General features: G+C 26.0%; 19 protein-coding genes, 3 CRISPR repeat arrays and 1 riboswitch (1 of these 23 cut by a window edge). Of the genes, 1 reads left to right on the forward strand and 18 read right to left on the reverse strand.

Going from position 1 to position 25,912, the window contains the following annotated elements:
- The 5 genes from ACYUE0_RS12395 to ACYUE0_RS12415 all read right to left on the reverse strand — a co-directional run.
- Positions 1–203: ATP-binding cassette domain-containing protein (locus tag ACYUE0_RS12395; RefSeq protein WP_460270820.1), on the reverse strand; the 203-nt coding region annotated here is incomplete at its 3' end.
- Between the two features lie 47 nt (positions 204–250).
- Positions 251–2,728: an ABC transporter permease gene (locus tag ACYUE0_RS12400; protein ID WP_460270821.1), complete on the reverse strand. Its 2,478-nt coding sequence runs from the start codon at positions 2,726–2,728 to the stop codon at positions 251–253.
- Positions 2,728–3,405, reverse strand: coding sequence for an ABC transporter ATP-binding protein (locus ACYUE0_RS12405; protein ID WP_460270822.1), 678 nt, complete (start codon positions 3,403–3,405; stop codon positions 2,728–2,730). Before ACYUE0_RS12405 ends, ACYUE0_RS12400 begins: the two co-directional genes overlap by 1 nt.
- Positions 3,406–3,572: 167 nt before the next feature.
- Complete coding sequence (gene add, locus ACYUE0_RS12410) at positions 3,573–4,562, reverse strand: adenosine deaminase (RefSeq protein ID WP_460270823.1); 990 nt, start codon at positions 4,560–4,562, stop codon at positions 3,573–3,575.
- A 72-nt stretch (positions 4,563–4,634) separates the two neighbouring features.
- Positions 4,635–4,734: riboswitch (purine riboswitch) on the reverse strand.
- Positions 4,735–5,087: 353 nt separating this feature from the next.
- Positions 5,088–5,819 (reverse strand): hypothetical protein, encoded by a 732-nt coding sequence (locus ACYUE0_RS12415; protein WP_460270824.1) that lies wholly within the window; start codon positions 5,817–5,819, stop codon positions 5,088–5,090.
- 187 nt (positions 5,820–6,006) lie between these two features.
- On the opposite strand from ACYUE0_RS12415, the gene ACYUE0_RS12420 reads away from it, so the two are divergent.
- Positions 6,007–6,498 carry a cupin domain-containing protein gene (locus ACYUE0_RS12420; RefSeq protein WP_010297487.1) on the forward strand — a complete coding sequence of 164 codons (492 nt, stop codon included), beginning with the start codon at positions 6,007–6,009 and terminating at the stop codon, positions 6,496–6,498.
- 156 nt (positions 6,499–6,654) lie between these two features.
- Here the strand turns inward: ACYUE0_RS12420 and ACYUE0_RS12425 are convergent, their stop codons facing one another.
- The 13 genes from ACYUE0_RS12425 to cas6 all read right to left on the reverse strand — a co-directional run bounded on the left by ACYUE0_RS12425 (position 6,655) and on the right by cas6 (position 24,938).
- Positions 6,655–8,124: a methyl-accepting chemotaxis protein gene (locus tag ACYUE0_RS12425; protein ID WP_460270825.1), complete on the reverse strand. Its 1,470-nt coding sequence runs from the start codon at positions 8,122–8,124 to the stop codon at positions 6,655–6,657.
- Positions 8,125–8,613: 489 nt separating this feature from the next.
- Positions 8,614–9,279 (reverse strand): HD domain-containing protein, encoded by a 666-nt coding sequence (locus ACYUE0_RS12430; RefSeq protein ID WP_010297494.1) that lies wholly within the window; start codon positions 9,277–9,279, stop codon positions 8,614–8,616.
- Between the two features lie 111 nt (positions 9,280–9,390).
- Positions 9,391–10,475: direct repeats of the CRISPR family, unit length 30 nt; unit sequence ATTTAAATACATCTTATGTTAAGGTTCAAC.
- Positions 10,476–10,921: 446 nt separating this feature from the next.
- Complete coding sequence (locus tag ACYUE0_RS12435; protein ID WP_460270827.1) at positions 10,922–12,919, reverse strand: FAD-dependent oxidoreductase; 1,998 nt, start codon at positions 12,917–12,919, stop codon at positions 10,922–10,924.
- 97 nt (positions 12,920–13,016) lie between these two features.
- Positions 13,017–13,814, reverse strand: a complete 798-nt coding sequence (locus tag ACYUE0_RS12440) for a MerR family transcriptional regulator (RefSeq protein ID WP_460270828.1) — start codon at positions 13,812–13,814, stop codon at positions 13,017–13,019.
- Between the two features lie 214 nt (positions 13,815–14,028).
- Positions 14,029–15,116: direct repeats of the CRISPR family, unit length 30 nt; unit sequence ATTTAAATACATCTTATGTTAAGGTTCAAC.
- Between the two features lie 754 nt (positions 15,117–15,870).
- A complete protein-coding gene (locus tag ACYUE0_RS12445) occupies positions 15,871–16,170 on the reverse strand; it encodes a hypothetical protein (protein WP_460270829.1) in 300 nt (99 codons plus the stop codon).
- A gap of 146 nt (positions 16,171–16,316) precedes the next feature.
- A complete protein-coding gene (gene cmr6, locus ACYUE0_RS12450; protein WP_460270830.1) occupies positions 16,317–17,498 on the reverse strand; it encodes a type III-B CRISPR module RAMP protein Cmr6 in 1,182 nt (393 codons plus the stop codon).
- Positions 17,485–17,946 carry a type III-B CRISPR module-associated protein Cmr5 gene (gene cmr5 / locus ACYUE0_RS12455; RefSeq protein WP_460270831.1) on the reverse strand — a complete coding sequence of 154 codons (462 nt, stop codon included), beginning with the start codon at positions 17,944–17,946 and terminating at the stop codon, positions 17,485–17,487. The genes cmr6 and cmr5 overlap by 14 nt, the downstream gene beginning before the upstream one ends.
- The gene (gene cmr4 / locus ACYUE0_RS12460; protein WP_460270832.1) at positions 17,930–18,826 is read right to left on the reverse strand and encodes a type III-B CRISPR module RAMP protein Cmr4; all 897 of its coding nucleotides are present in this window, start codon (positions 18,824–18,826) and stop codon (positions 17,930–17,932) included. Before cmr4 ends, cmr5 begins: the two co-directional genes overlap by 17 nt.
- Entirely contained in the window at positions 18,811–20,298 is a 1,488-nt protein-coding gene (locus ACYUE0_RS12465) for a DNA-binding protein (RefSeq protein WP_460270833.1), read from the reverse strand. The genes cmr4 and ACYUE0_RS12465 overlap by 16 nt, the downstream gene beginning before the upstream one ends.
- Complete coding sequence (gene cmr3, locus ACYUE0_RS12470) at positions 20,291–21,424, reverse strand: type III-B CRISPR module-associated protein Cmr3 (protein WP_460270835.1); 1,134 nt, start codon at positions 21,422–21,424, stop codon at positions 20,291–20,293. The genes ACYUE0_RS12465 and cmr3 overlap by 8 nt, the downstream gene beginning before the upstream one ends.
- A gap of 1 nt (position 21,425) precedes the next feature.
- Positions 21,426–23,312, reverse strand: coding sequence for a type III-B CRISPR-associated protein Cas10/Cmr2 (gene cas10 / locus ACYUE0_RS12475; RefSeq protein WP_460270836.1), 1,887 nt, complete (start codon positions 23,310–23,312; stop codon positions 21,426–21,428).
- Entirely contained in the window at positions 23,297–24,187 is an 891-nt protein-coding gene (cmr1, locus tag ACYUE0_RS12480; protein ID WP_460270837.1) for a type III-B CRISPR module RAMP protein Cmr1, read from the reverse strand. The genes cas10 and cmr1 overlap by 16 nt, the downstream gene beginning before the upstream one ends.
- Positions 24,188–24,248: 61 nt before the next feature.
- The gene (gene cas6 / locus ACYUE0_RS12485; protein WP_460270838.1) at positions 24,249–24,938 is read right to left on the reverse strand and encodes a CRISPR-associated endoribonuclease Cas6; all 690 of its coding nucleotides are present in this window, start codon (positions 24,936–24,938) and stop codon (positions 24,249–24,251) included.
- A gap of 361 nt (positions 24,939–25,299) precedes the next feature.
- A CRISPR array of direct repeats spans positions 25,300–25,912; the repeat unit is 30 nt; unit sequence ATTTAAATACATCTTATGTTAAGGTTCAAC; it runs 282 nt beyond the window's last position.

The following is a 25,912-nucleotide window of genomic DNA, read 5'->3' on the forward strand; positions in this document are numbered from 1 at the left end:
CCATTAATATACACTTTACCACTTGATGGTTTATCAAGACCTGCTAAAAGATGTAGTAGTGTACTTTTCCCTGAACCACTTGGACCGATAATGGCAGTAAATTCACCTTCATTTATACTAAGATCCGTAGGTTTTAAAGCTTTAACTTCYGTTTCTTTARATCCATARCTTTTAGTTAAATATTCAGTTCTTAAAAGTTCCAAAAACTCATCCCCTTTTAAAATATATATAATATTTTTAATAAATAAATCTATTCTATATCTCTTATAGATTGTATAATGCTATCTTTAAACAAAGTTCTTAATGGTAATAATGATGCTAATAAACATATTATCAATGATACAACTATTGCAACTATAATAGATATAATTGGTATATTCCATGATACTGTTGCATTTATATGTTTTTTTATTATACTATACATAAAAAATGAAACTATAGTTCCTAATATAGAACCTGATACCCCTGAAAAAATCCCATAAAAAAATCCTTCTTTTAATATCATTTCTTTTACTCCTTTGTTGCCTATTCCTATGGCTCTTAGCATACTTATATCTTTTTTCCTTAAAATCACACTCATATTCATAACATTTACAATGTTTATTACTACAACTATACAAACAGTTGTTATAAAACTATATAGTATAAATACTCTAGCCTTACTATCTTTTTTTATCTTTTCTAATTCAGATTTATAATCTAACAATGATAGTTCCTTTTTATTTTTTATTTTTTCATTTAATTGTGATTTTATATCTTCATATTTATCTTTATAATCTATATTTATTTTTATATTATTATAATTTGATAAATTTAAATATTTCGTCATTGCTTCATTAGATATTATAGGAATTATTGAGCGTTCACCTATTTTCACTTTATTTTCATCTAACAATGCTACAACTACAAAATCAATAATTTTATTTCCCTTAATGTTACCATCATTATCATATGTTGGAGCCATGATTTCCACAAGGTCTCCTACTTTAACTTTACTATATTGACTTTGGATTAATATTGCATATGATTTTTCTTGCATATCATCTAAATTAATTTCTCCATCTATAACAAACTCCCTGAACTTTTCTATTTCACTTTTATCATATCCATGGATATCACTAATAAATTTATATATTCCATTATTAAAATTATCAAGTTCAGATTTATTTGATTTAGATTCAGTTTTTAAATAATTATATCCTGATTTAGTTAAGGCTCTTTTAGGAATCTGTACATTACAACTTAATACCTTGTCTTTTGAAACTACATTTACTGATGATAAATTTGATATATCATCTATAAAAGTTTCACTTATTCTTTTATCTGTAGATGTTGTTATAATAAAATCTGACGAAAAATCTTTTTTGAAAGATTTAACAGGATTTATAGTAGTTATTATATAATTGACTGCAAAGAACATTATTATTGTTATATTAAAAGATATGACTGTTGTTATAAAACGTTTTTTATTTCTAATTAAATTTAAATAGGCCATATTAGATATAAATGAAAAATTTTTTCTAAATTTTTCTTCTGGTTCCAATCCCGGTTTCAACATATGACCTTTCAACTCTAAATTATTATTTGAAAAAATAGCTTCCATAGGTGCTATTTTTGAGGCTCTTTTAGCTGGGAAATACGAACCACCTATTATAGATAAGAATCCCACTATGCAAGACCATTTTAATCCATCTTTAGGTATATAAAAATTTGATATATTGGCATTATTTATAAGTAATGTTATAAAAGCTCCTCCAATTAATATACCTATAGGTATAAATATCACCCCTAAAGCAATACCTTCTAAAACAACTAAAACCTTAATTTTCCCTGGTGATGTACCTAAAGCTCTAAATATACCAAAATCTTTAGTTCTTTCTGTAACCATTATGTTAAAGATATTATAAATAACAATTGCTGCTACTACTCCCACAATCCAAAATATCATTTTAAATGTTCCATTTAAAACCTTTATTCCATCTAAGGCAAATTCTTTAAAATAATTATGGTATATAGACATTTGTTCATAATCCTTAGTAACGCCTAATATAATATCAATATCTTCTAAAGAATATTTATCTTTTTTTATTCCATATGCACTATATTTTACGGGAAAATACTTAACTATTTTTTTAGCATAATCATCAGTTATATATGCCTTACCTCTATTTTTTAATGAATCTTCTTCTCTTGTGTATTTTATAACACCTACTAATGTAAATTCATTTTCACCGGTTAATTTCTTGTTTTGTGAACTATTATTTTCATAACTTAAATTTATCTTGTCTCCTAATTTATAGTTTGGAACTATTTCATCTAAAATCCAAGATTCAATTGCTATTTCATTTTCTTTTTCTGGATATTTACCTTTTAAAAGTTTAAAGTTTAAAATATGTTTTGCATTTTCATCATAACCATCTATTGATATTTCTGTTTTAGAATCTTTAACTTTATGAATACCAACATTAGTAACTATTGTTGCCTTTTTAAAAATTTCATCTTCTTTGAATTTACTCATGTTTTTATATCCATTTTGATATGCCATAACATCATAAATTCCGCCAGAAGCATCTATATATCCCTGTTTTGCATTTTTAATTATAGAGCTTTCAATTATACTCAAAGAGGTAATAAGGGCTGCTGCTAGCATAATTGATACTCCTATTAAAAAATTTCTTTTCTTATTTTTAAATATATTACGTGGAATAAGCCCCCAAAAACTTTTCATTAATGAGTCCTCCTATCTCCACTTATCTCGCCGTCAGATATAGTTATTATTCTATCTGCTCTTTCTGCTATTTTAGGATCATGTGTTATCATAACTAAAGTYTGATTATATTTTTTAATTGACATTGTAAGTAGGTCCATTACTTCTTCACTATTTTTACTATCTAAATTTCCAGTAGGTTCATCGGCAAATATTATTGAAGGTTTTGTAATTAATGCTCGTGCTATTGATGCTCTTTGCTGTTGTCCTCCTGATACTTCTCCAGGAAGGTGTCTTTTTCTATCGGTAAGTCCTAAAGTTTCTATTATTTCATTAAAATAATCTTCATCAACTTTTCTTCCATCCATTAAAATTGGTAATTTAATATTTTCTTCTATAGAAAGTATAGGAATAAGATTAAAAAACTGAAATATAAATCCTATATTAGTTCTTCTAAACTTAGAAAGCTCCTTTTCACTCATAGAATATATTTCTTTTCCATTAATATACACTTTACCACTTGATGGTTTATCAAGACCTGCTAAAAGATGTAGTAGTGTACTTTTCCCTGAACCACTTGGACCGATAATGGCAGTAAATTCACCTTCATTTATACTAAGATCCGTAGGTTTTAAAGCTTTAACTTCATTATAGTTCATTTGGTAAATATATACTATATTAATATACATAATTTTCATAATATTCTGTTTTTATTCTAGCATTTTGTAAACATTTAAATGTAATAAATAACTCTTAACCTATAATTTTATATAGAAAAAACCTGTATTTAAAAATTTAAATCTTATTTTTAACACAGGTTTTTTATTATTATTTTTAATTTTTCTAAGTTAAATAATTCATTTAACTAAATAAACTGTTTTAACCACTCTTTAGTGTCTTCGTCTGCAAATGTTGCTTCCACTGTTTTTAAATATATATTCTTATAATCATCATTATTTATTTTAAATTTCTCAAAGGCAATATTACATTCATTTGTCATATCTATATTAGAAACTGTTCTATTGTCTGTATTTATTGTAACGTTGATTCCATCTTTGTAAAAATCATAAAACGGATGGCTATCAAAAGATTTTACAGCCTTAGTTTGAACGTTACTTGTTGGGCATGTTTCAAGAGTTATCCCTTTTTCTTTTACTATTTTATAAGCTTCATCACAGTTAGTTATAAATATTCCATGACCTATTCTTTCTGCACCTAAAAGTTTTACTGCATCTAAAACATTTATACCAAATCCTGTTTCACCAGCGTGAATAGTTACTCTATATCCATATTCTCTAGCAAGTCTTATGGCTTTTACAAAATCATGTACAAATCCCTTTTCTTCTGGTCCACATAAATCTATGGCAACAACATAATTTCCTAAGAATTTTTTTCCTTCTTCAATAATTTTTATAGCTGCATCCTCGCCCATATTTCTCATACAACTTAATATTAAATTTCCTTTTATCTCATACTTTTCTTCCCCAAGTTTTATACCATCAATTACACTTTGTATAATCTCATCTACTGATAACCCTTTTAATGTGTGAAGTAATGGTGCAAATCTTATTTCTATATATTTAACATTTTCCTTTGCTGCATCCTCTAATAATTCAAAGGTTATTCTTTTTAAACTTTCTTTTGACTGCATTATATCATTTGGTATTTTAAATCTTTCTAAATATTCATTTAAAGACTCACAATCAAATGGTGCTATAAGTGCCTTTTTTATATCATCTATATCATATGAAAATAGTTTAACATCTTCCTTTTTAGCTAAATCTAGTATTGTTTCTGGTCTAACACTTCCATCTAAATGACAATGTAAATCTATTTTTGGCAAACAATTTTTCATTAATAAATTCCCCCTATTATATAAAATATTTTATGTAACATAACAAAAAAATTCCTGATTACGAAGAAGATAATGTTACACTCTCTTCTTCGTAATCAGGAATTTACGGTACCTGGTAGAGACCCCCAAACCATATTATTGGAGTTATACGAAGTTACTACTTTTTAGTGATTATAAATGGTTTAAAGAAAAGTGTCAATAGATTTTTATTAAAATTTTACATTTTAAATATATTTATATAGGGTTCCCAAATTAAATCTTAAACTTATTCATTTATCAAATGAGAAAACTTAAATTAATATTTTTTCAATAACTAACAGATTATTTTAGTTAAGAGTTAATAGTGAATAGTTGAGGTTATTACTACTCACTTTGTTCCTAGTAATTCTCAACGTATTTTTAAATTTATAGAAACTGATACTCAGTTTCTTCAATAATTCTTAACTAACTATATTTGTTCTTATTTTTCTCAACTGATAACAAAAATTTGATGAATAAATTTAAGTTATAGATTGCATCCCTATATTATTCACAATTAAACATATTTACATGCATATTAAATACATTTCTACATCTCTTTTGATGATTAGTTATTATATCTTTTAAATTCATACCATCTACAGCACCTGTTTTAAGATTTTTAAAGCACTCTAAATTTTCAACATGTAATCTAATTATGGTTTCCACCATTGTATCATGTAACTCCATAGACTGCTCTAAAGTTAAATCCTTACTCAATGCCATAAACTCATTAAGCTTACTATTAAAATCATCAAACCATTTATTTAATTCATTGGTTAACTCCATATTTTCTGAAGGATTCATAGTTTTATTACACTGAAACTTTTCAACATGAAATTGAAATGTCTTTCTAAATCTATTTACATGAGTTTCTACTATTCTTTGAAACTCCATTTTATCCGGTGATTTTTCTTTTACTTTTTTAAAGCATGGTATGTTATTTGCATGTTGCATAAACATATTTTCAAAAAAGTTTACATGAAATTTTAAAACCTCATCATTACTTAACCTTCCTGAAATTTTTGCAAGTTCAAAAAAAGCTTTTTCAAAAGTTCCCTTTACTGCTTGTTTAACTAAATCCATTTGAACCATATTTCCTGATGTTTGCCTATAAAAACTATTCCAAATCTCAAGACCATTATGTTTTTGAATAATATAATCATTAGATTTATACCTGTCATTTCCTCCAGATATATTTTCTAAATATCTTTTATCAATACAAATTTCTCTTAACATAAACAAAACTCCCTTTTCAATACTCTATATACATAATATGTTTTAAATTACATAAAGTTCTTATTTTGCGCAAAAACCATTACTGAAATAAGTTTTTATTTATTAGTCATATTTTTTTCTTGTAAATCTATAACAAATGTATTAATATTGTTTATAAATATTTTAATTGATAAAGGAGATTGCAAAAATGATAAGAAACGCAGACTATTTTATAAAATCTTTAGATATGATTGCTCATCCTGAAGGAGGCTATTTTAAAGAATGTTTCCAATCTGATGAAAACATAAAAGTTAATCATACTAATGACTCTAGGCACCTTTGGACCAGTATATATTTTTTATTAAGAACTGGAGAAGTTTCTAATTTTCATATTCTTGAATCCGATGAAATGTGGTACTACCACAGTGGTTCCCCTTTAACAATATACATGATTTCTCCTAGCGGTGAACTAATAACAAAACAATTAGGTTTAAATATAGAAAAAGGCGAATCACCACAGGTTTTAGTTCCTAAAGGATACATATTTGGTTCAAGCATGAACGAAGATGGATTTGCTTTAGTAGGATGTATGGTATCTCCTGGATTCCACTTTGATGATTTTAAACTTTTCTCAAGAAGTGATTTAATGAGTAAATATCCAGAACATGAGAATATCATAGAAAAACTTACAAGAGAATAATAATATAACTTTTATTTTAAATTAATAATCTTAAGTAAAAGTGGACAGTTAAAAAGCATTGCTAACAGTATCTTTTTAACTATCCACTTACTGAAATGGACAATTTTCAATTTTCTAATTTGTCAAATTTATAAATTAAAATTTTAACTTAGAATGTTAAATGTAAGTTGTCATTTGTTCCGCTAAAACTAATAATTCCTCTAAATATTTTTTAGCATTCTTCACCTCTTCAAAAAGCATATCTATTTCTGATTTGGTGCTTTGAGAGTTAGCTAAGGTTTCTTCTGAAATCGATGCCATGTTTTCTATTCTGTCATTAATTTTTAAGTTATCATCATTTATTTGATTTATTCTTCCATTAACTTTTATAACTTTTCCTTCCAAAGTAATCATCTCTGTTTTTAATGCCTCTAAATTTTCAGTAGTTGTCTTTACTAAAGTATCTTCCTCACCCATTATATTTGAAACATCTGTTATGGATTGAGAAACATTTAAAACCTCACTTTCTAAACTCCCTATAATGTTACTTATCTCTTGAGAAGATTCTTTACTTTGCTCTGCAAGCTTTCTTATTTCTTCTGCAACAACAGAAAAGCCTTTTCCATATTCACCTGCTCTAGCTGATTCTATAGCAGCATTTAACGCTAATAAATTAGTTTTATCTGATATATCTTCAATAATATTAATTATAGAAATAACTTTATTGGTTTTTGATACTAAATCCTTAGATATATTATGAACATTATCATTTTTGCTTTTTATTATTTTTGATTTATTTCCTAACTCTTCAACTATATTAAAAGTGTTTATAAAAGTATTTTTACTTTCAGTAAAATGATTACCCATTTCAATAGATTCTTTTACTGTACTTTCAATATCATTTTTTATATTATTTGATGCAACATTTTGATCCTCTATACTTACTGCTGTTACCTCACAACCATTTAAAATTTCCTCTATTGCAACTTGAATAGTATCAGAAGATTTTTCTATTATATTAAATGTATTTTCAATAGAATTACTATTAGTATTTAAAAGCTCTGTTGCCTTTTTCATTTGTTCTATTATTTCTTTTTGTTCACTTACTAGTTTAATAGTCCTTTCTTTTTCCTGTAATCCTGCTTTTCTAACTTTATTAGAAATTTTTGTTACCACATATGATAATATAAAGAATAAAAATATAATTACTTCTAAAAAAATAACCTTTGATTGTATCGCTACATTTCCAATATTTAATATAATCCAAATAATGTTAAATATTGATGCACCTATTAAAATTCTTAATAAAAATTTTTCTTCTAAATAAACCATGCAAATAACAACTAGTAAAAGTATAGGTATTGGTGACAACGTACTTTTACTTCCAAATAAGCCAATAGCATAAATTATAGCATAAGGTATACTTACTAATTGCCTTACCTTTTCATTTCCCTTATCTTTAATATAAAAACAAAACATTATAGCTGTAGATATAGCTGCTATCGCTATTGCTATCCATGCTAAAAATTCACTTATAGCATTATGTTGAGACATAAAATATAGCCATATAGAATTAGCAAAAGACAATGTTAAAGTTCCAAAAACAAAACATTTATTAATTACTTCTCTAACTTTAAAATCTCCCATAATATTCTCCCATCTTTTAATATAAATTTAACATAATTATTAGTTATTGTTATATAATTAAATCATTTTTATAGTCTCCTATAAATTCTTATATATGTATTTTAATACATATTTAAACAAAATAGTATACTTTATTCATTAAATGTAACAATTTTGTCTTAAACTTCCTAAAATTCCATCTTAGAACCATTACTTTCAAAACCACTATATTTGTATTTTTTATATTTTGAAATTTATTCGTAGTAAATTTTATTTTCATTACATAAAAAAGAGTTATATAATGGTAATTTTATAAGATTATCATTATATAACTCTAATATTAATTTTTTTAATCATATAGGGAAACAAGCTCAAATTTAAATTTATTCAATAACTTTAAAATATTTTCGTGCAAGATTCAGTATTGAATTCTAAATGATTCGGAGCATGTCTCACTATTTTAGGTATCCAAGTTTTGGAATGAATAATTTTAAAAATCAACTTGGAACCCTATAACATTTTAGTTTCATTGATTATTAAGTTAAATTCAGCCTTTAAAAAGTCTGCTGCCTTTTTACAAAGCAACATACGGGTAAGGAATATTTCAAAATATTCTATCAGCGGACATATAGTAGTATCTATTGTTAATGCTAACTCTATTTTTCTGCTTATTTTATGAACTTTTACATCTGCTTTTTCTACAGCATAATTTACTCTATCATGTATATCAAATGTGGCAAAATCAGTATTTCTTACCCTTGATCGTCTTACATCAACTTTATCAGCTAATATTAATGCTGCAGCTACTGGATTTATAGGAATTCCAACTTCTTCATCATGATTTCCAACTGAAGATACTATAATACCTATTTCTTCTGGACTCATACCTAATCTAGTTAAAATATTAAAACAAATACATGCTCCTGTTTGAGCATGCTCTTGTCTATTTACCATATTTCCAATATCATGTATATATCCTGCAATCTTTGCAAGTTCCACTTCTCTCTTACTAAATCCTAAATGCTCTAATATATTACCTGCAGTTTCTGCAACCTTTATTACATGCCCAAAATCGTGTTTTGTATATCCTTTTACACCTAAGTGTCTATCACCTATTTCTATGTAAGTTTTAAATTCTTTATTATTTTTTATATCTTCAAATGTTATTAATGGCATAAACTCACTCCTTATTATAACTATCCACTATTCAATAATCCTGAGTTTATTCTTACCTAAAATATTAATTTTTATAAAAAAGAAATGCTAAATAAATAAAATTCAATATATTTAACTATACATCCTATGTTAAGGTTCAACTACTTAACGCATATTGCAAAGGGAAACCCCCTTACAAATTAAATACATCTTATGTTAAGGTTCAACCAGAATTAATTTTTTCATCTACTGCTATCATTTCTATTTAAATACATCTTATGTTAAGGTTCAACTTTTTTTCTTCTTTTTTATCTGTTTCATTATCTTCATTTAAATACATCTTATGTTAAGGTTCAACAATTATTTGATGTAAGTGTAGTGGATACTCCATTTTAATTTAAATACATCTTATGTTAAGGTTCAATTTTTATTTTATTTTTTAAATCTCTTCTTCTAAGCTCCATTTAAATACATCTTATGTTAAGGTTCAACAAGATAGATTTTAGTAAAACAACTAACATATATGGATTTAAATACATCTTATGTTAAGGTTCAACAGGAATTATTAGGGGGGAATTATAATGTCTAGAATAAGATTTAAATACATCTTATGTTAAGGTTCAACCTACATGATTTTTCTGCCATGCGTGTGTATATAGAATTTAAATACATCTTATGTTAAGGTTCAACTATCCGTTTTGCTCCCATATCCAATCAATCAAATTTATTTAAATACATCTTATGTTAAGGTTCAACTTACCTGACCCACTTTCCCCTACGATTAACAAATGAATTTAAATACATCTTATGTTAAGGTTCAACTAACAAAATCAGGATTAAGAGTTTATATGGAAAAGAGATTTAAATACATCTTATGTTAAGGTTCAACATGGAACATACTTAAAGATTAGATTTACTTAACTCTAATTTAAATACATCTTATGTTAAGGTTCAACACCCCTTTTCGTATTTATTATATTTTAATTATAACATTTAAATACATCTTATGTTAAGGTTCAACAATAATTATTAAGTGTATCCAATATTTCTTGTTGAATTTAAATACATCTTATGTTAAGGTTCAACCATAAAACAAACCCCTTCATACCCTACTTTTACCAATTTAAATACATCTTATGTTAAGGTTCAACTTAAGAAAATGTAAATATGAGATAGCTAGAACAAGTATTTAAATACATCTTATGTTAAGGTTCAACCATTGAAAAATAGCCATTCTCTATTTCTTATTATACATCCAAACTATTGATTTTACTAGGTTTTATTGTTTTTTTACCAGTGATTTTTATTTTTTAAAGAAAACCAGCAAAACACCTTTTAAACTCAGTAATTTCAAAGCATTACAAGTTTTTAATGAATATTTTACTGGTAAAATTCATTATTTTTTATACTTTTTCAATTCAAAACCACTATTCTTTTATAAGTAAAATATATTTCATTCACAATAAAAACCTACTTTGAATTTTTATTTCAATAGTTAGAACATGTGTAAAAATTCATATGCTATATCTAATATACTAAAAATTATTCAAACAAGAATTTTATTTAAATAATAAATATAAAAAAACAAAAGTTATAATAATAATCCTTAAAAATGAAAACTAGATATGGACATATATCCATATCTAGTTTTTATAAAGGCATCTTAAATATTTTTAGCTACTTCATATGCACTCCAAATAGCATACATAATGTTTTGAACCTTATTAGCATCTCCAATTAGCCTTGCATTAGGAATATCAAATCTAACTTCATTATATAAATCTTTTTCAGATAAATATCCAATAGCTATAACAGCACTATCAGCCTTAATAATTGATTCTTTTCCATTTGTATTTAACACAAAACCTTTATCTGTTTTCTTTCTTATATAAGAATTTGTCTTAACATTAATATTATTAAATTTAATTAAATCATTAAGCATATCGTGATTTGCATGACATAAAGGGCCACCTACTTGTAGAATATCCTTTTGCATTTCTACAATCGTAACATCTTTTCCCTGTTGTTTTAACCAAAGAGCTGTTTCACATCCAACAAGACCTCCACCAATTACAACAACCTTTTCTCCAACATTTTTTCTTTCCATTAAAACATCTTCTGCTGAATAAACATTATCAGCACCTTCAATAGAAAGTGTTCTTGGAGTAGAACCTGTTGCTAAAAGTATCTCATAACCTTCAAACTCTTTAATACTGTCTTTTGATACATTCACGTTTAATTTTATTTCAACACCTAACTCTTTAAGTGTACCTTCATACCACTTAACAAGTGCACGATCATCATCTTTAAAATCTGGAACTCCTCCTGGTACAATATTGCCTCCAAGGTAACCTTTTTTCTCAAGTAATGTAACCTTATGTCCACGAATAGCTGCAACTCTTGCTACTTCCATTCCTGCAACACCGCCACCTACAACAAGTACCTTTTTAATACATTCAGCTTTTTCTAATCCATATTCTTTTTCACGTCCACAGGCAGGATTTACAGCACAAGATACCGTTGCAAAGTTTTGTAATCTTCCCATACATCCTTCTTGACAAGATAAACATGGTCTAACTTTATCATATTTACCTTCAAAAATCTTATTTGGAATCTCTGCATCTGCAAGAAGTGGTCTTCCTAAAGCTATCATATCTGTTTTTCCTGATAATATGGCATCACTTGATAATTCTGGATCTTCCATTCTTCCTGCTGTAATAATAGGTACATCTACTGCTTTTTTAAGTATTTCATTATATGGAAGGTATAGCCCTTTCTCTTGATACATTGGTGGATGACTCCAATACCAAGAATCGTAAGATCCAACATCTCCGTTTAAGGCATCATATCCTGCTGCAACAAGTATCTTTGCAGCTTCAATTCCTTCTGGAATATCTCTTCCTTTTTCTTCAAACTCTTCCCCTGGTAATCCACCTTTACACCAATCTTTAATGAAACTTTTTATACTGTATCTAAGAGATACTGGGAAGTCTTGTCCACATCTTTGCTTAATCTCTTCCACAATTTCACATGCAAATCTTAAACGATTTTCAAGTGACCCACCATATTCATCAGTACGATGATTAAAGAAAGAAATTGCAAATTGATCTAATAAATATCCTTCATGTACTGCATGAATTTCAACTCCATCAAATCCAGCTTTTTTTGCAATTTCTGCTGAATCTCCAAAAGCTTTTACATATTCTTTTACTTCTTCTGTAGTTAATTCACGACATGTAACTCCTGGTAAAAATCTATGTGGAATTTTAGAAGGTGCTACAGCTACCTTTCCTACAATAGATGGTATACTTACTCTACCAAAACCTGCTGATAATTGTAAAAAGATTTTAGCTCCATATGAATGAACTCTTTCTGTCATCTCATTACCTGTTGTAATAAAATTTAAAGGGTTAATTGTTGGGCATGGCATAGATGGTAATGCGCATTTTTCAATGGCATTCTCCACCATAGTTACACCTGTCATAATTAATCCTGTTCCACCTTTTGCACGTTCTACATAAAACTCAATTCCTCTTTTATTAAAACTACCATCAGCGTTACACATTCCACCTGGTCCCATTGGAGCTAAAACATATCTATTTTTAATCTCCAATTTTCCAATTTTAATTGGATCATAAAGCACCTTATATTTATCTTTCATTTTCTTTCTCCTTTCTGAATTCACATTTATATTTTTAATGTTTTCCTGTTAATTTCAGTATAGAGCATAAAGGAGCTTTACTTTCAAGGGGATATTGTTATATTTTTATCGAAATCCATAATTCTATATAAGGATGTAACTTTGAGCCTTTCTCAACCTCAACTAATAATATCTTCCCCCAGGCTATTTCACCTAATTCCAACCCCTTTTTCATTATAAATTCAGAGGCTTCTTTAAATACTTTTTGAGGATATTGTGTAAAATCCTCATCTGCCATTACAATTGTATGTATACAAGATGTACTTTTCAATTCCTTGGTATGTAATCCTAATGGTAAGTTCAGTTCCTTTCTCTTTTCTGTCTTCACTAAATATCCAAAACTGCTCATTCCCATTCTTGAATCAAATACCCCTAATTGAACTGTAGGCATTACTTTTACCCATTGATGAATTATCTTTTGGGAGTTACGTTTTTTTGAAAGCCATCCACATTCATCATCACACATAATTGTTATTTCAGGTGACTTTGCAAATTCATATTGATTTAATAGTTCTTTAATTCTTCTTATACTAATAAGATGTTCTCCAATAGCATCTGCTAAATTCATATAATATTCAGCCTTTTTTAAAGCTTCTAATTGATACATTGTCTCTCTTTCTTCTATCAACTTATAATTATTTTCCTTCCCACCAAATTGTGTAATGATGGTTTTCATAGGTATTTCCATTGAACGATACTTCGTATAAGAAAGTAATCGAAATACATCTACAACATTATAATAACGATGACCGTTTTTTCCTTTTTCCACTTCAATTAAATGCTCTTTCTCAAAATAGTGAATAGCACTTGTAGTACATCCAAGAATTTCTGCTAAATCTGTAATACTATATTTCATAATTTACCCCTTTCTGCATAAAGTAACTTTAGGTATTTATCGGTAAAATTCTTATATTTTTTACTACTTTAATTATACATTTAATATCCATCATATATTAAAATCTTTTTAAAATAAAAACCTATCCTAAGTATTAAATATAACACTTTAGGATAGGCATATTCTATTTGTTAATAAAATTTAAATCTATAATTATTTCATAAAATTAATGTAATTTAAAATACATCTTATGTTAAGGTTCAACATATTTGTAAGGACATGATATGTGACATTCTACTCTATTTAAATACATCTTATGTTAAGGTTCAACGTAACAAACAATATGTAATTGATAAGGAAGAGAATGATTTAAATACATCTTATGTTAAGGTTCAACCTGGCGTTAATTTTTTTACCGTTTTTAAAAGCTTATTTAAATACATCTTATGTTAAGGTTCAACTCAACACAAAAATTAAAAATCCTTTAAATTTTGCTAAATTTAAATACATCTTATGTTAAGGTTCAACAAAGACTAAGTTAAAACCTTCAGAAGCTAAACATAATTTAAATACATCTTATGTTAAGGTTCAACTACAGGTGGAAATGATGGCATAAGTTCAATCACCAAATTTAAATACATCTTATGTTAAGGTTCAACAAATTTCTTCTCCTAAATGTCTCCATGAACAGCCTAAATTTAAATACATCTTATGTTAAGGTTCAACTTAAATCTATTGTAATAAGCTTGGAAAGAAACTAATTTAAATACATCTTATGTTAAGGTTCAACATTTGATAGAAATATTAAAGTTATAGGTGCTAAAGAATTTAAATACATCTTATGTTAAGGTTCAACGAAAGAATATGCTATAAATGCAGCACAAGGTATGCAATTTAAATACATCTTATGTTAAGGTTCAACCTACAAGTAAAAGTTTCATAACTTCTTCTCCACGTGAATTTAAATACATCTTATGTTAAGGTTCAACTAAATAAAAAAGATAAACAACTAGTGGCATTTAGTGCATTTAAATACATCTTATGTTAAGGTTCAACTAAATATCAAAAAAGGTTTATGAAAAGACTTAATAGATTTAAATACATCTTATGTTAAGGTTCAACTTCTCTTATAACTTCTGCAGGCACCTCACCTACTTCTATTTAAATACATCTTATGTTAAGGTTCAACTTATGTAGTTAGCTGGTACTATAATGTTAAAACTATAATTTAAATACATCTTATGTTAAGGTTCAACTAATATCTTTTACAATTATTAGTATACAGTAATACTAATTTAAATACATCTTATGTTAAGGTTCAACCATTGAAAAATAGCCATTCTTCATTTTAAATTATACACCTTAACCATTGATTTTGCTAGGTTTTATTGTTTTTTTACCAGTGATTTTTATTTTTTAAGATTAATAAGCAAAATACCTTTCAAACTTAGTATTTTCAAGGCATTACAAGTTTTTAATGAATATTTCGCTGGTAAAATCCATTATTTTTTATACTTTTTCAATTCAAAACCACTATTCTTTTATAAGTAAAATATATTTCATTCACAATAAAAACCTACTCTAAGTCTTTTATTTCATCAGTTAGAATAGGTTGGAATTTTTAATTCACTTTATTTATAAATTAGTTCATTAATATTATAAGTTTAACTTTATTGTTGAAATATCATTACGTTACTTGTAATCATCCTTCAAATAAAATTTAATACATCTTACAATTAATTTATTTTTGTTACTTTTCCTATTTTTAATCCTTTGGCTATATCACTTATGAGTATATTATAATTAGTAACACTTGGAAATATATATGAGATTTTAAATTTACTCATTCCAAATTTGTATATTCAAAATGATGAGGCATGCTTGAAACACTTAAAATTCAATAATCTATTTCATGTAAAAATATTTTAAAGTCATTAAATAAATTTAAATGCCAACTTGTTTCTCTATAGCTTCATTTTACTTCATAAACAAAAGCTTATCTCATATTTTGAAGGAATTTCTCTCCTTCATATTTTAATAAAGTTTCCATAATCGTATTTTCAGTACAGTCTACGTATTAATTATTACTTTTATTCTTTTTATATAAATATTTTCCCACTGTATATTCAGCTAATTCAACTTTAACTAATATTCCACCAATAGTAGTAAAATTGCATGGATTATTTTTAGATGTTTTGGGGAATTTGTCTTTATACCATTGTCTAGTTATTATTCCTTTTTCACTTATCTCTTTAATAGCTTCTTCTATTTCATCGTAAGTAACTTTCTTTTTGTTTTTTTCTCCGATTTTATAATAAAATCCATCATCTATAATTTTTATTATTTCTGTTTCTTTCTTTGGTTTTTGAATTTTCATTCCAATAAATAATGAACTTTTTATACTATTTATATCTATAATAATTCCCCCTAATAACTAATAAATTCAAGTCTGCTATATCTTATATTAACTCTAATAAATATTTAATTAATGTTTACATCATTTTTATTTTCCTAATGCAGGTTCTATAAACATTCTTTCATGTATTTAGCTAATTGCCTTTTTTGTTCTTTTCCTAGTTTGCTTACATCATTATTACCATAAAAATTCATGATAGCCTCATGTTTCTTGTTTTTATCTAAAATTTTATTTATTTGATCAAGTTCAATTTGAATATCATTTGGGAAAGATTCTTTTTTACTTTTTTTATCCTCAATCGCTTTAACATCATTAAAGTATCCATATCCTACAGAAGTTTTTGATCCTACTCCATGTTCTTGAAGAGCTTCTTTCATTAATTTTGAAATAAACTCCTTTAAATCTTGAGCATAAATAAGTTTATCTTCACTTACATTAATTTTTTGCCTACTCAATGCAAATATAAAATTAAATTTAGTATTTTTTACTGTGTAAAATGGTATTGGATTAGTACTAAATTCATCTGTAGGGTTCCATCCCTTCCCATAATAATTACTATAATGTGGAGTCATTACATCTTTTTCTATTATTATTTCATTACTGACTGGAAATGCATCAAAAAAGATTATACTTCCTTTTTCGTTGGCTTCTCCATAATAGTCATCACCAAAAATAATTTTATATAATTCTTTCGCTTTAAATTCAGCAGCATTAATTTTAATTATACTAAATTCCTTTTTTTCTATATCAAAATATTTTTGTAAAAAATAACTTCTTATTATACCTTTTAATGCTTGTCCAGGAATATAAGGTATTCCATATATATTATGAAGAGTCATTGACGTTTCTGTAACACTTGGGTTTCCTAGTCCTACCACAAGCCTATATGAAGTAATACCTTCTATTTTATTCACTGAAAAATTTAATTCACTACAATATTTTTTAATTGATTCTATATATTCCTTAACTATTGATTGGTGATAGTTAGGCTTTAATCTTTCTAATTCTCCAATACATTTTATTTTTTCATTATTAGTTTTTATTTTTCCTAAATATCTTCTTTCTTTTTTACCACTTTCTCTTACAACATTTTTTTGTAAAGAATATCTTAAATTACATTCATCTTCTTTTGATCTCTTGAAGTTACTTATATCCAGATTTCTATAAAAAATAAACTTCTCCGTACCTTTTCTATATACATTTTTGCTAACTTCAATCGGATACTTGTCTTCTATATTAATATTTTCATTATGCTTAATACAACTTCTATTTAATTTATTTTGGCTCATTACTGTCACCTTCACCTTCAAGCATAGCATCTGAAAATCTAACTAGCCATTCTAAAATTGATAAAATATCTAATGTAATTCTCCTATATGATTTAGAATCGCATTTTATAAGTTCTTTCATTATATCCTCTAATAATTTCTCCTTGAATCTATCACCATATTCTATAAAATTCTTATTAAAATAATCTCTTAATATTTTACCTATTTCATAATAGCTTTGTTTATCTTTTCCTTTTTCTCTTTCACACTCAGTTCCCATTTTTTTAAGAATAAAAGCTATGGTGGCTATAAGTCCATTAGTATATATATACATAGGTATATTTCCTAAATGACTTTTAAATTGACGTTTAAACTCCTTATCTCCTATCGACTGTATATGTTCTATTGAATTAAATGCAAAACTTGCTTTTTTTCTTTTTAAATCTTTAATATTAATTGTTTGACACATTGCTTTCACCACCTTGTGAATTGTTAGTTATTTTTACTATTCCTTTTCCTATTGTAGCATTTCCACCTATTTGAGCATATTTAGGTAGGTCATTTTCTATATATGTATCATATAAATTTTCATTATCTTCTATACCATTTTGCAATACTAAAGCATATAAAATAGATTCTGCTGGTAAATACTCTTCTGTAAATAATGATCCTGCGTCTTTATCGACTACTCCTGTTTCTGGATTTATTTTATTTCTTGTAACTATTTCCTTACATAAGCTAATAATTTCTATAAAATCATTATCTGATATAACAACAACATGTTTTTGGGAATCTAAATTAAATTCTCTTAAGTCTAAGTCCTCATATACTTTATTTGATTTATCAGTTTCTTGAAAGCAATATTCATCAAGTATTATTTCATTTTTTACATTCTCACATTTATTATTTAATATTTTGCATTCTCCTTCTAATAAATCTTTAAATTTATTATTAAACTCTGTATTATTTATCAGGGCTTTATCTTCAAAATATCTATTTAATAAATAAGAACAGGTAACATAAGCAAATATCCCATCTAGTGTTATTACTGGATAAAATATTAGTTTAGCATCAGTAAATCCTATTATTCCAGCACTCTCATGTCCATCTTCTGGTCCAAAAAGTTTATCTACTTCTTTTCTTACTATATCTTCATTATTTTTTTCTTTATACTTTTTTAACCTATAGCTTTCTCTCATAGATCCTTTCATTGTTGAACCTTCTATCTTAGGTATTCCTGTATGCTTTTCTTTTTGAATAGGCATATCTATAAGTCCTAAAGCTCTACCTACTCCTGCATGTATAGGTGTTATTGCCTTTATTAATATTTTATTTACTCCTTTAAACACTTAAATCTTCCTCCTTCTATCTTTTTATTATTTTTTATATCCTCTGCTATCTTATCTATATAAAAGATACTTAATTTTGCTTTATCTGCAGCATATTTAGCACTTCTAACATGTTCATAAACATCAGTATTTTCTTCACATGCTTTTTTACCTGATACAATCGCTTTTGTATCAAATGTTTCTTTTTTACCAACGTCACCATCCTTTATGGGGCACACTAATATAGGCGCACCATAAACTCCTGCTACCGCATAAATAGAATAATTATGGCTTTTAGCATTATCACTTGACATTCCTCCAGATTTACATTCAAGCATAATAACCTTACCTTTTTTAGTTACAATTAAAATATCAAATTCATCAATCAATCCAAGCTTGTCTTTACTTTTATCAGTTCCATATTTTATTTTTACGCTTGTGTCTATATCTGCTATATTTTCTAACAATCTCTTATTACTTTTTATTACGTCTAATACTTTATAAAGTGTCATATGCTCTAATATGTAACCAAATACCTTTCCATTTAAGTGATTCTCTATACTTTTCTTTAATATATCAAAACCTTTTTCATCAAAAACATCATTAATATTAACATTAACATTAGTATCATTTTTTGATTTTATTTCATTATCAATTTCCTTTATATATGCTTCAATATCTTCTGTTATCATGTCAAACTTAGTTTTTTCATTTGTACTATCTGTTTTAAATCTATTTGAATTTATAAGAATCTTTCTTAATATTTCACTATTGCAATATATATCATAAAACTTTTTATACCATTTAAGCTCCGACTCTAGTTGTTCGTAAAAGTCTTCTGGTTTCTTATCGTTAATTTTCCTTCTATCCTGTAATATACACTTTTCTCGAAACTCATTTGCATTATTTGATATTAGAAAATTATAATACTCAGAAACTTTATTAACCTCCCTTTGTGAAACCTCAAATCCCATAAGTCTTAATGCTATTGGAATAGTCATATTATATCCTAGTATATCTTCCTGTTGAATATTTTTATTTTTAGCATAATAGTACATTTTTTCTTTATCACCTTCAAAATACACTATTACATCTTCTGGTCTATGATTATATACATATTCAGTTATAGCCATAACAAAGTGTCTTTGTCCACCTGTTATATTCCACAATATTTTTTCTTCTTTTAATGGATAGCTTCCAAATTCAGAACTAGCACTTCCAAACTTTTTTATTAGTTTTTTGACAATGTTTTTATGATTTGAGATCTGTTTTTCACTATATTCAATTATTCTATCCTTATCAAATTTTCCACTTAAAGAACTTGTTAGATTTTCATCCCACTTATCATAATTAAACTTTTCACTTCCATTTTTTAATCTTATATTATAGATATCATTAATATTTATGTTATGCTCTTTTATAACAATATAATTTACCATTTGATTTAAAGTAGAACAAATAACCATTGAATCAAATTTTATTTTTTTATCCATGCATTTCCTCTCCCTCAAATTGTGATTTATCTAATGGAACTAATTCAAACATGCCAAAACCTTGTTTTTTATATGTTTTATCTATTAAAACCTCATCATCAATAATTTTTCTTATTTCTTTTAGTGATGTGTTATTAAAATCTTTATTTTTCAAAATATATACTGAACCTTCAGGTACTGCTTTGCTCATAGGTTTTGGAATATTAAATGCCATATCAAATCCCCCAATATCATAAGGCTTTCCAGTGGATGCTGCTATCACTTCTGTATTTTTAAATTTCGGAATATAATCATTTCCTTCAAATATGCATGGAGATGTGATTATCATTTTGACATATTCCGTATCATTTATTTGATTATAAAGATTATTATATACCATCAATTTTTTATTTTTCTCACAGGTATAAAATCTACAAACTTTATTTTCTCCCCCAAGTTTTAAATATCCATCTTTAATATTTTTAGCTTCTCCATTCCACCAAGAATCTTTTATATTATATTCAACTAAGTAGCTCCACTTTTCTTTTTTGAATTCAGTTAAATCTATCCTATATAGATGTTTTTCTCTAGCTATGTAGTTTTTATCTCTTTCAATTCCAACTTTATAAGAATTAGCTACGATATCACAATATTCTCTGAATTCAATGCTTCCATCAAATTCATAGTAAGAATCATAAAAAATATCAAGTTCTATAAACCTCTTATCTGCTCTTTGACTTTTTCCTTCTATATCATAAAAAAATAAATGTGACATTCTTTCTTCTGAACAATTAATATTATTTTTTATCTTTTTTATAATTGCGTAATGACACTCTTTATATTCATCTAAATATAAATCTAAAGGTGCATTCATATAAACTTCATCATCTTCTTCATTATACAAATACACATTTCCTAAACTTAGATATTTTCTCGGATCTGAATCTAAATCCTTATTATCTATATACTTCTTTCTTCTTTCTTCATCTTGAACTAGCATAGTAGAACATATTGCCCCATAAAAAACAGAAGGATATGGTATCATTCTTGTACCTAACCAAGTATTTTCTCCTTTAGAAAAGTTTTTCCCACTTCCTAAAAACAAATTATCATTAGGCTTTATTTGCATAATATTATCAAAATTCATATTACTTCACCTCCATATTCTGTTTTAAACTTCTAATTATATGAAATAAGTTAAAGTAATTTTCAAAATCTATTTCTAATTCCTTTGATGAGTTTACTTCTAAAAAATTTATAAGTTTTTTATTTACCTCATCTATTTTCTCTTCTGCAATACTATTTTTTAAAATGCTTCTTTTCATTAATCTTTTTTGTTCTACTTCAAACATATTTATCAGTATGTCCCTTTGATAACCTTTATCAATATTTCTGCCTAAATTCCAAAATTCACTTTGCAATTGCTCATGAAAATAAGTTGATTCACCTTTATTAAAGTAATTTACTAATTCTTCAAAGATAAATTCAACTGTTTCCTCCCCATTCAAATTATTTTTAAAATATACATTCCTGTTACTATATCCTTCCGTCATTATAGATATAACCGTAGCGTTTTTTTCTTTATCAAAGTCATTTGCTTTTTCCTTAAACTTCTCTTTAACCTTTTCAAGTTCTTCTTTAGAAACTCTAGTAATTTCTCCTAATGGTGTTTTATAGTGCGCAACAAATATTCCTTTTGAATATGTAATGTTTTTATACTCTTCAACTTGCACTTCTTCCTTAAAACAAGCTCTTGCATTTTGTTCTAATTTAAATATTTCATCTACAGGTATTAATGCTAATAAATCATCTCCACCAGCATATACTAAAATACCTTTTGAATTTTCTTTAAAATAATTTTCCCTTAGTTTATTAAAAAATTTATATATTCTTTGTGATAAATCAATTTGATATTCATATAGGTTTTTATCACTATTCTTATATTTACCACTCATCCATTCTCCTAAATTATCAATGTCCATGCGATACATACAATAATATTTAGGCAAATTTTTATTACTTAACTTTTGAATAAGTTCTTCTTTTAATTCACCTTTATTATTTACCTTTAAATTTTTTAATATCTTGTCCCAATTTTCTTTATACATACACTCATAATCATCGAAATTACTATCTTCTTTATTTAATCTATCTATAACTTCTTTATATTGATTATATCTTCCATGTTTTTTTTCATTTTCAACCCAACTAGATAAAGTTATTTGTGCAAGCGAATGTATTTTTTCTCCTTTATAAATTCTTTTTAATAAACAAACTCCACAAAGCGTTTCATTTTCTTTTAATTTTATATCTATATCTTTTGATTCCAAGTTATTTTTTTTAGCATATCTTTTAACTTTTTTAATTTCATCCAGCTGTAAATTGATATCTTTATTTTTTAATTTTTCTACCAGTTCAAAAAGACTATATTCTTCAAAATTTTGATACTTATATATTTTTTGAATTCCGAAAGGCTCTTTTTTATTCTTAGAACTAACCACTATTGCATTTCTACTTCCACATATAGAACATTTTTTCCCTTCCTCCCAAATATTATTAAATTTCTTTACATTTTTAACAGCTTCAAAATATTTATAAATCTCATAATATACTTGCACATATTTATGAGAATCATTTAAATCAAAGCTTTCCTCTAAATCGTATTCAACCCAATAAATGTCTAATGATGAGTTTAACTGCCTTTCTATTTGATTTTTATATTTTTCTAAACTAGTCTTAATGCTACCATTCATAAGCATATCAATATAATTTTGTCTTATATATTCTTCAAGTTCTTCCCCTAAATGCTTATTACTTTCATATTTCATAATAAAATAATTAGGTAACCCTTCACTTTTGTCCAATAATTGAGGCAATAACAATTTGCCATTTCCTTTAACTTTTATAAACTCCATTCCATTGCTTATTAATTTAGATAATATTTTACTACTATTAAATAAATCAGACACTTTTCTTGAATTTATTATAAAATTTTGTATTGAACCTATAGAAAATAATATTATTCTTTGCTGCATAATATCACCTCTTTGAATTTTTTGTAATAATTATCGTAAGTTTCATGTGGATTTGTATTATATAATTTTACTATTATAGGGTATAATTCATTTGGATCACCATAACAAGTAACATATACTGGGCATGCAAGCTTTCCGCATTTGTAGTCCTTATACTGAAACTTTTCATTTCTTGTGGCATATATAGCATCTCTTATCCTAAAATAAAATTTTTCTTCATTGATAGTTTCTTTACCAATAAGAATTTCCTCTACGTAAGGATATTGAAATCCTTTATTTTTATATTCTTCTTTCCTAAATATTTTAAAATACTTATCATTTTCTTTAAAAAATTCATAATACTTACTAATATTTAAGTTTTCCATATAATTTCTGATTTGATTTCTTAAATTATATTCTTTATTATCTTCTTCAAACTTAAAAGCCCCACACCCTCTTCTACTTCTATTTCCTACTCCACCTAAAATTAATGATAATTTTAACAATATGTCATAAAAATTAAATACCTTATTTGTATATTGTTTCTTATTTAAATGTCTCTTTAATAAACTTAATTGAATCTCAGCACTTCCTCCCGATTGTAAACAATCTATACTTAAACTATTGTTTACAATATGACCTTTGCTAGCCTTTTTAAAATATTGATTTTTTATTTTAAATATTATTGGTGATTTACAAACATCTGAATTTCCAAATATTTCTTCTTCTTCTTGTTTCATATCACTACATTTGTCATAAAAATTTAATCCTCTCCACCAAAATCTCATTAAAGATTTTATTTCTGTAAGTCTCAACTCTAATTTTTGCACTCCATTATTAGAACATAAATCAGTTATGTTTTTTAACTTATAAATCTTACTATTTCCTTCAGTCATAGTAAAAATCCTCCCCATTTCCAAATCTACATAATGAACACTATATATCTTATATTATATTCTACTTACAAAACCCTGCTCCTATTGATGAATTCTTTTCTCCTAACCCCACTGCTCTAGCTAAGAAGGCCACCTTTTGAGCTTCTTCATTATATTCAACCTGTATACTTACTTTATTAGCTAATAATTTTACTCCATTCTTATAGTTATAATGCATTGGTTTCCTATTTTTAAACTCTATGCTCTTTATGAATTTACTGTTTATATCTATATCTTTATTAAAAAAGCTTTTATATTTCTTTTCTAAATTATCTTCTAACCTTTGTTTAAACAGATCTAAATCGCCATCATTTTGAAGCCAAGGCTTATCATCTACAGTTATTATTAATGGTGTTTGAGTATACAATTCTTTTATATGTCTTTGTTCGATCTCCTTTTTAGAAGTTGAAATAATATTAAATTCATTACTTTCTAAATTACATAAGCAGCTTTCTATTTTATCTATAAATTCTTTACTTAATCCTCTAATTTTAAATATGTATAATCTATCTTTTTTATATATTTTATCTCTTTCTAATGGATAGAAATGATTAAATACATAATTTTTATATTCCTTCTTAGGATGAAGTTCCTTTAAACTTTCATCCAATAACATTGCTTTATTTATATTTTTTCCAATTACATATCCACAGTCAGCAAAGTAAATATCTTTATTCAACATAACTGTAACCGTTAACTCTACAAAACTCAACACAACACCTCATTTTTTACTAATTTATGAATATTATACCATAAATGTGATGAATTTTATAATAAAAAAACCACCGATTAAACAGTGATTTAAATTATATTTTTTATTTAATTTTAGAATTTTAATTAGACTTTAGTTTTATAAAGATACAATTTATCATTTAAATTTGTTTAATATCATTAAAATATTTTTATACATAATGTAGTATGGCATTTTAACTGTTTCTAATCATATCTCACTGTTTTGGATATCCACGTTTTCAAATGAATAAATTTAGAAGTCAACTTGAAAATTTATATATGTTTTAAAATTTAACAACCTTTCTTAAATGTTTCCAATTATATGATACTAAGAGAATAAAACTTCAATACACCCTATGTTAAGGTTCAACTACTAGTTATGAAAAACCAAAACCAAGTAAATTTTAATTTAAATACATCCTATGTTAAGGTTCAACCTAACGTTAAAATCCAATGGTAGATAAATACGCTAGATTCATGAAAGTTACAAAATTTAAATACATCTTATGTTAAGGTTCAACGATTAAATTTTGGATTGAAAATGAGATTGGTAAATAATTTAAATACATCTTATGTTAAGGTTCAACTGAGCTAAGGTAACTATCCTGTCACTATTTACACCAATTTAAATACATCCTATGTTAAGGTTCAACATAATATAAATGAGTATGTGAAATCTGTAAATAAATTTAAATACATCCTATGTTAAGGTTCAACGGTGGTGGTGATGTGTTTGCTGCTTTTGCAATTTAATTTAAACACATCCTATGTTAAGGTTCAACGACATTGTATGTTATATAAAAGCTAATGGAACTGAATTTAAATACATCTTATGTTAAGGTTCAACAAAGGACAGGAATTTAAGTAAACATCAATTAAGTAATTTAAATACATCTTATGTTAAGGTTCAACAGTTCTATATACATATCCATTATATTTATGTTTTGAATTTAA

Source organism: Clostridium sp. CTA-19 (assembly GCF_054767855.1).

Excerpts from the sequence above, each read along its gene's own strand:
- cas10 (WP_460270836.1), bottom strand. The coding sequence starts at position 23,312 with ATGCAGCAAAGAATAATATTATTTTCTATAGGTTCAATACAAAATTTT.
- cmr1 (WP_460270837.1), bottom strand. The coding sequence starts at position 24,187 with ATGACTGAAGGAAATAGTAAGATTTATAAGTTAAAAAACATAACTGAT.
- ACYUE0_RS12465 (WP_460270833.1), bottom strand. The coding sequence starts at position 20,298 with ATGGATAAAAAAATAAAATTTGATTCAATGGTTATTTGTTCTACTTTA.
- cmr3 (WP_460270835.1), bottom strand. The coding sequence starts at position 21,424 with ATGAATTTTGATAATATTATGCAAATAAAGCCTAATGATAATTTGTTT.
- ACYUE0_RS12415 (WP_460270824.1), bottom strand. The coding sequence starts at position 5,819 with ATGTTAAGAGAAATTTGTATTGATAAAAGATATTTAGAAAATATATCT.
- ACYUE0_RS12400 (WP_460270821.1), bottom strand. The coding sequence starts at position 2,728 with ATGAAAAGTTTTTGGGGGCTTATTCCACGTAATATATTTAAAAATAAG.
- ACYUE0_RS12445 (WP_460270829.1), bottom strand. The coding sequence starts at position 16,170 with ATGAAAATTCAAAAACCAAAGAAAGAAACAGAAATAATAAAAATTATA.
- ACYUE0_RS12425 (WP_460270825.1), bottom strand. The coding sequence starts at position 8,124 with ATGGGAGATTTTAAAGTTAGAGAAGTAATTAATAAATGTTTTGTTTTT.
- ACYUE0_RS12430 (WP_010297494.1), bottom strand. The coding sequence starts at position 9,279 with ATGCCATTAATAACATTTGAAGATATAAAAAATAATAAAGAATTTAAA.
- ACYUE0_RS12440 (WP_460270828.1), bottom strand. The coding sequence starts at position 13,814 with ATGAAATATAGTATTACAGATTTAGCAGAAATTCTTGGATGTACTACA.
- cmr6 (WP_460270830.1), bottom strand. The coding sequence starts at position 17,498 with ATGAGCCAAAATAAATTAAATAGAAGTTGTATTAAGCATAATGAAAAT.
- cmr5 (WP_460270831.1), bottom strand. The coding sequence starts at position 17,946 with ATGTGTCAAACAATTAATATTAAAGATTTAAAAAGAAAAAAAGCAAGT.
- ACYUE0_RS12420 (WP_010297487.1), top strand. The coding sequence starts at position 6,007 with ATGATAAGAAACGCAGACTATTTTATAAAATCTTTAGATATGATTGCT.
- ACYUE0_RS12435 (WP_460270827.1), bottom strand. The coding sequence starts at position 12,919 with ATGAAAGATAAATATAAGGTGCTTTATGATCCAATTAAAATTGGAAAA.
- add (WP_460270823.1), bottom strand. The coding sequence starts at position 4,562 with ATGAAAAATTGTTTGCCAAAAATAGATTTACATTGTCATTTAGATGGA.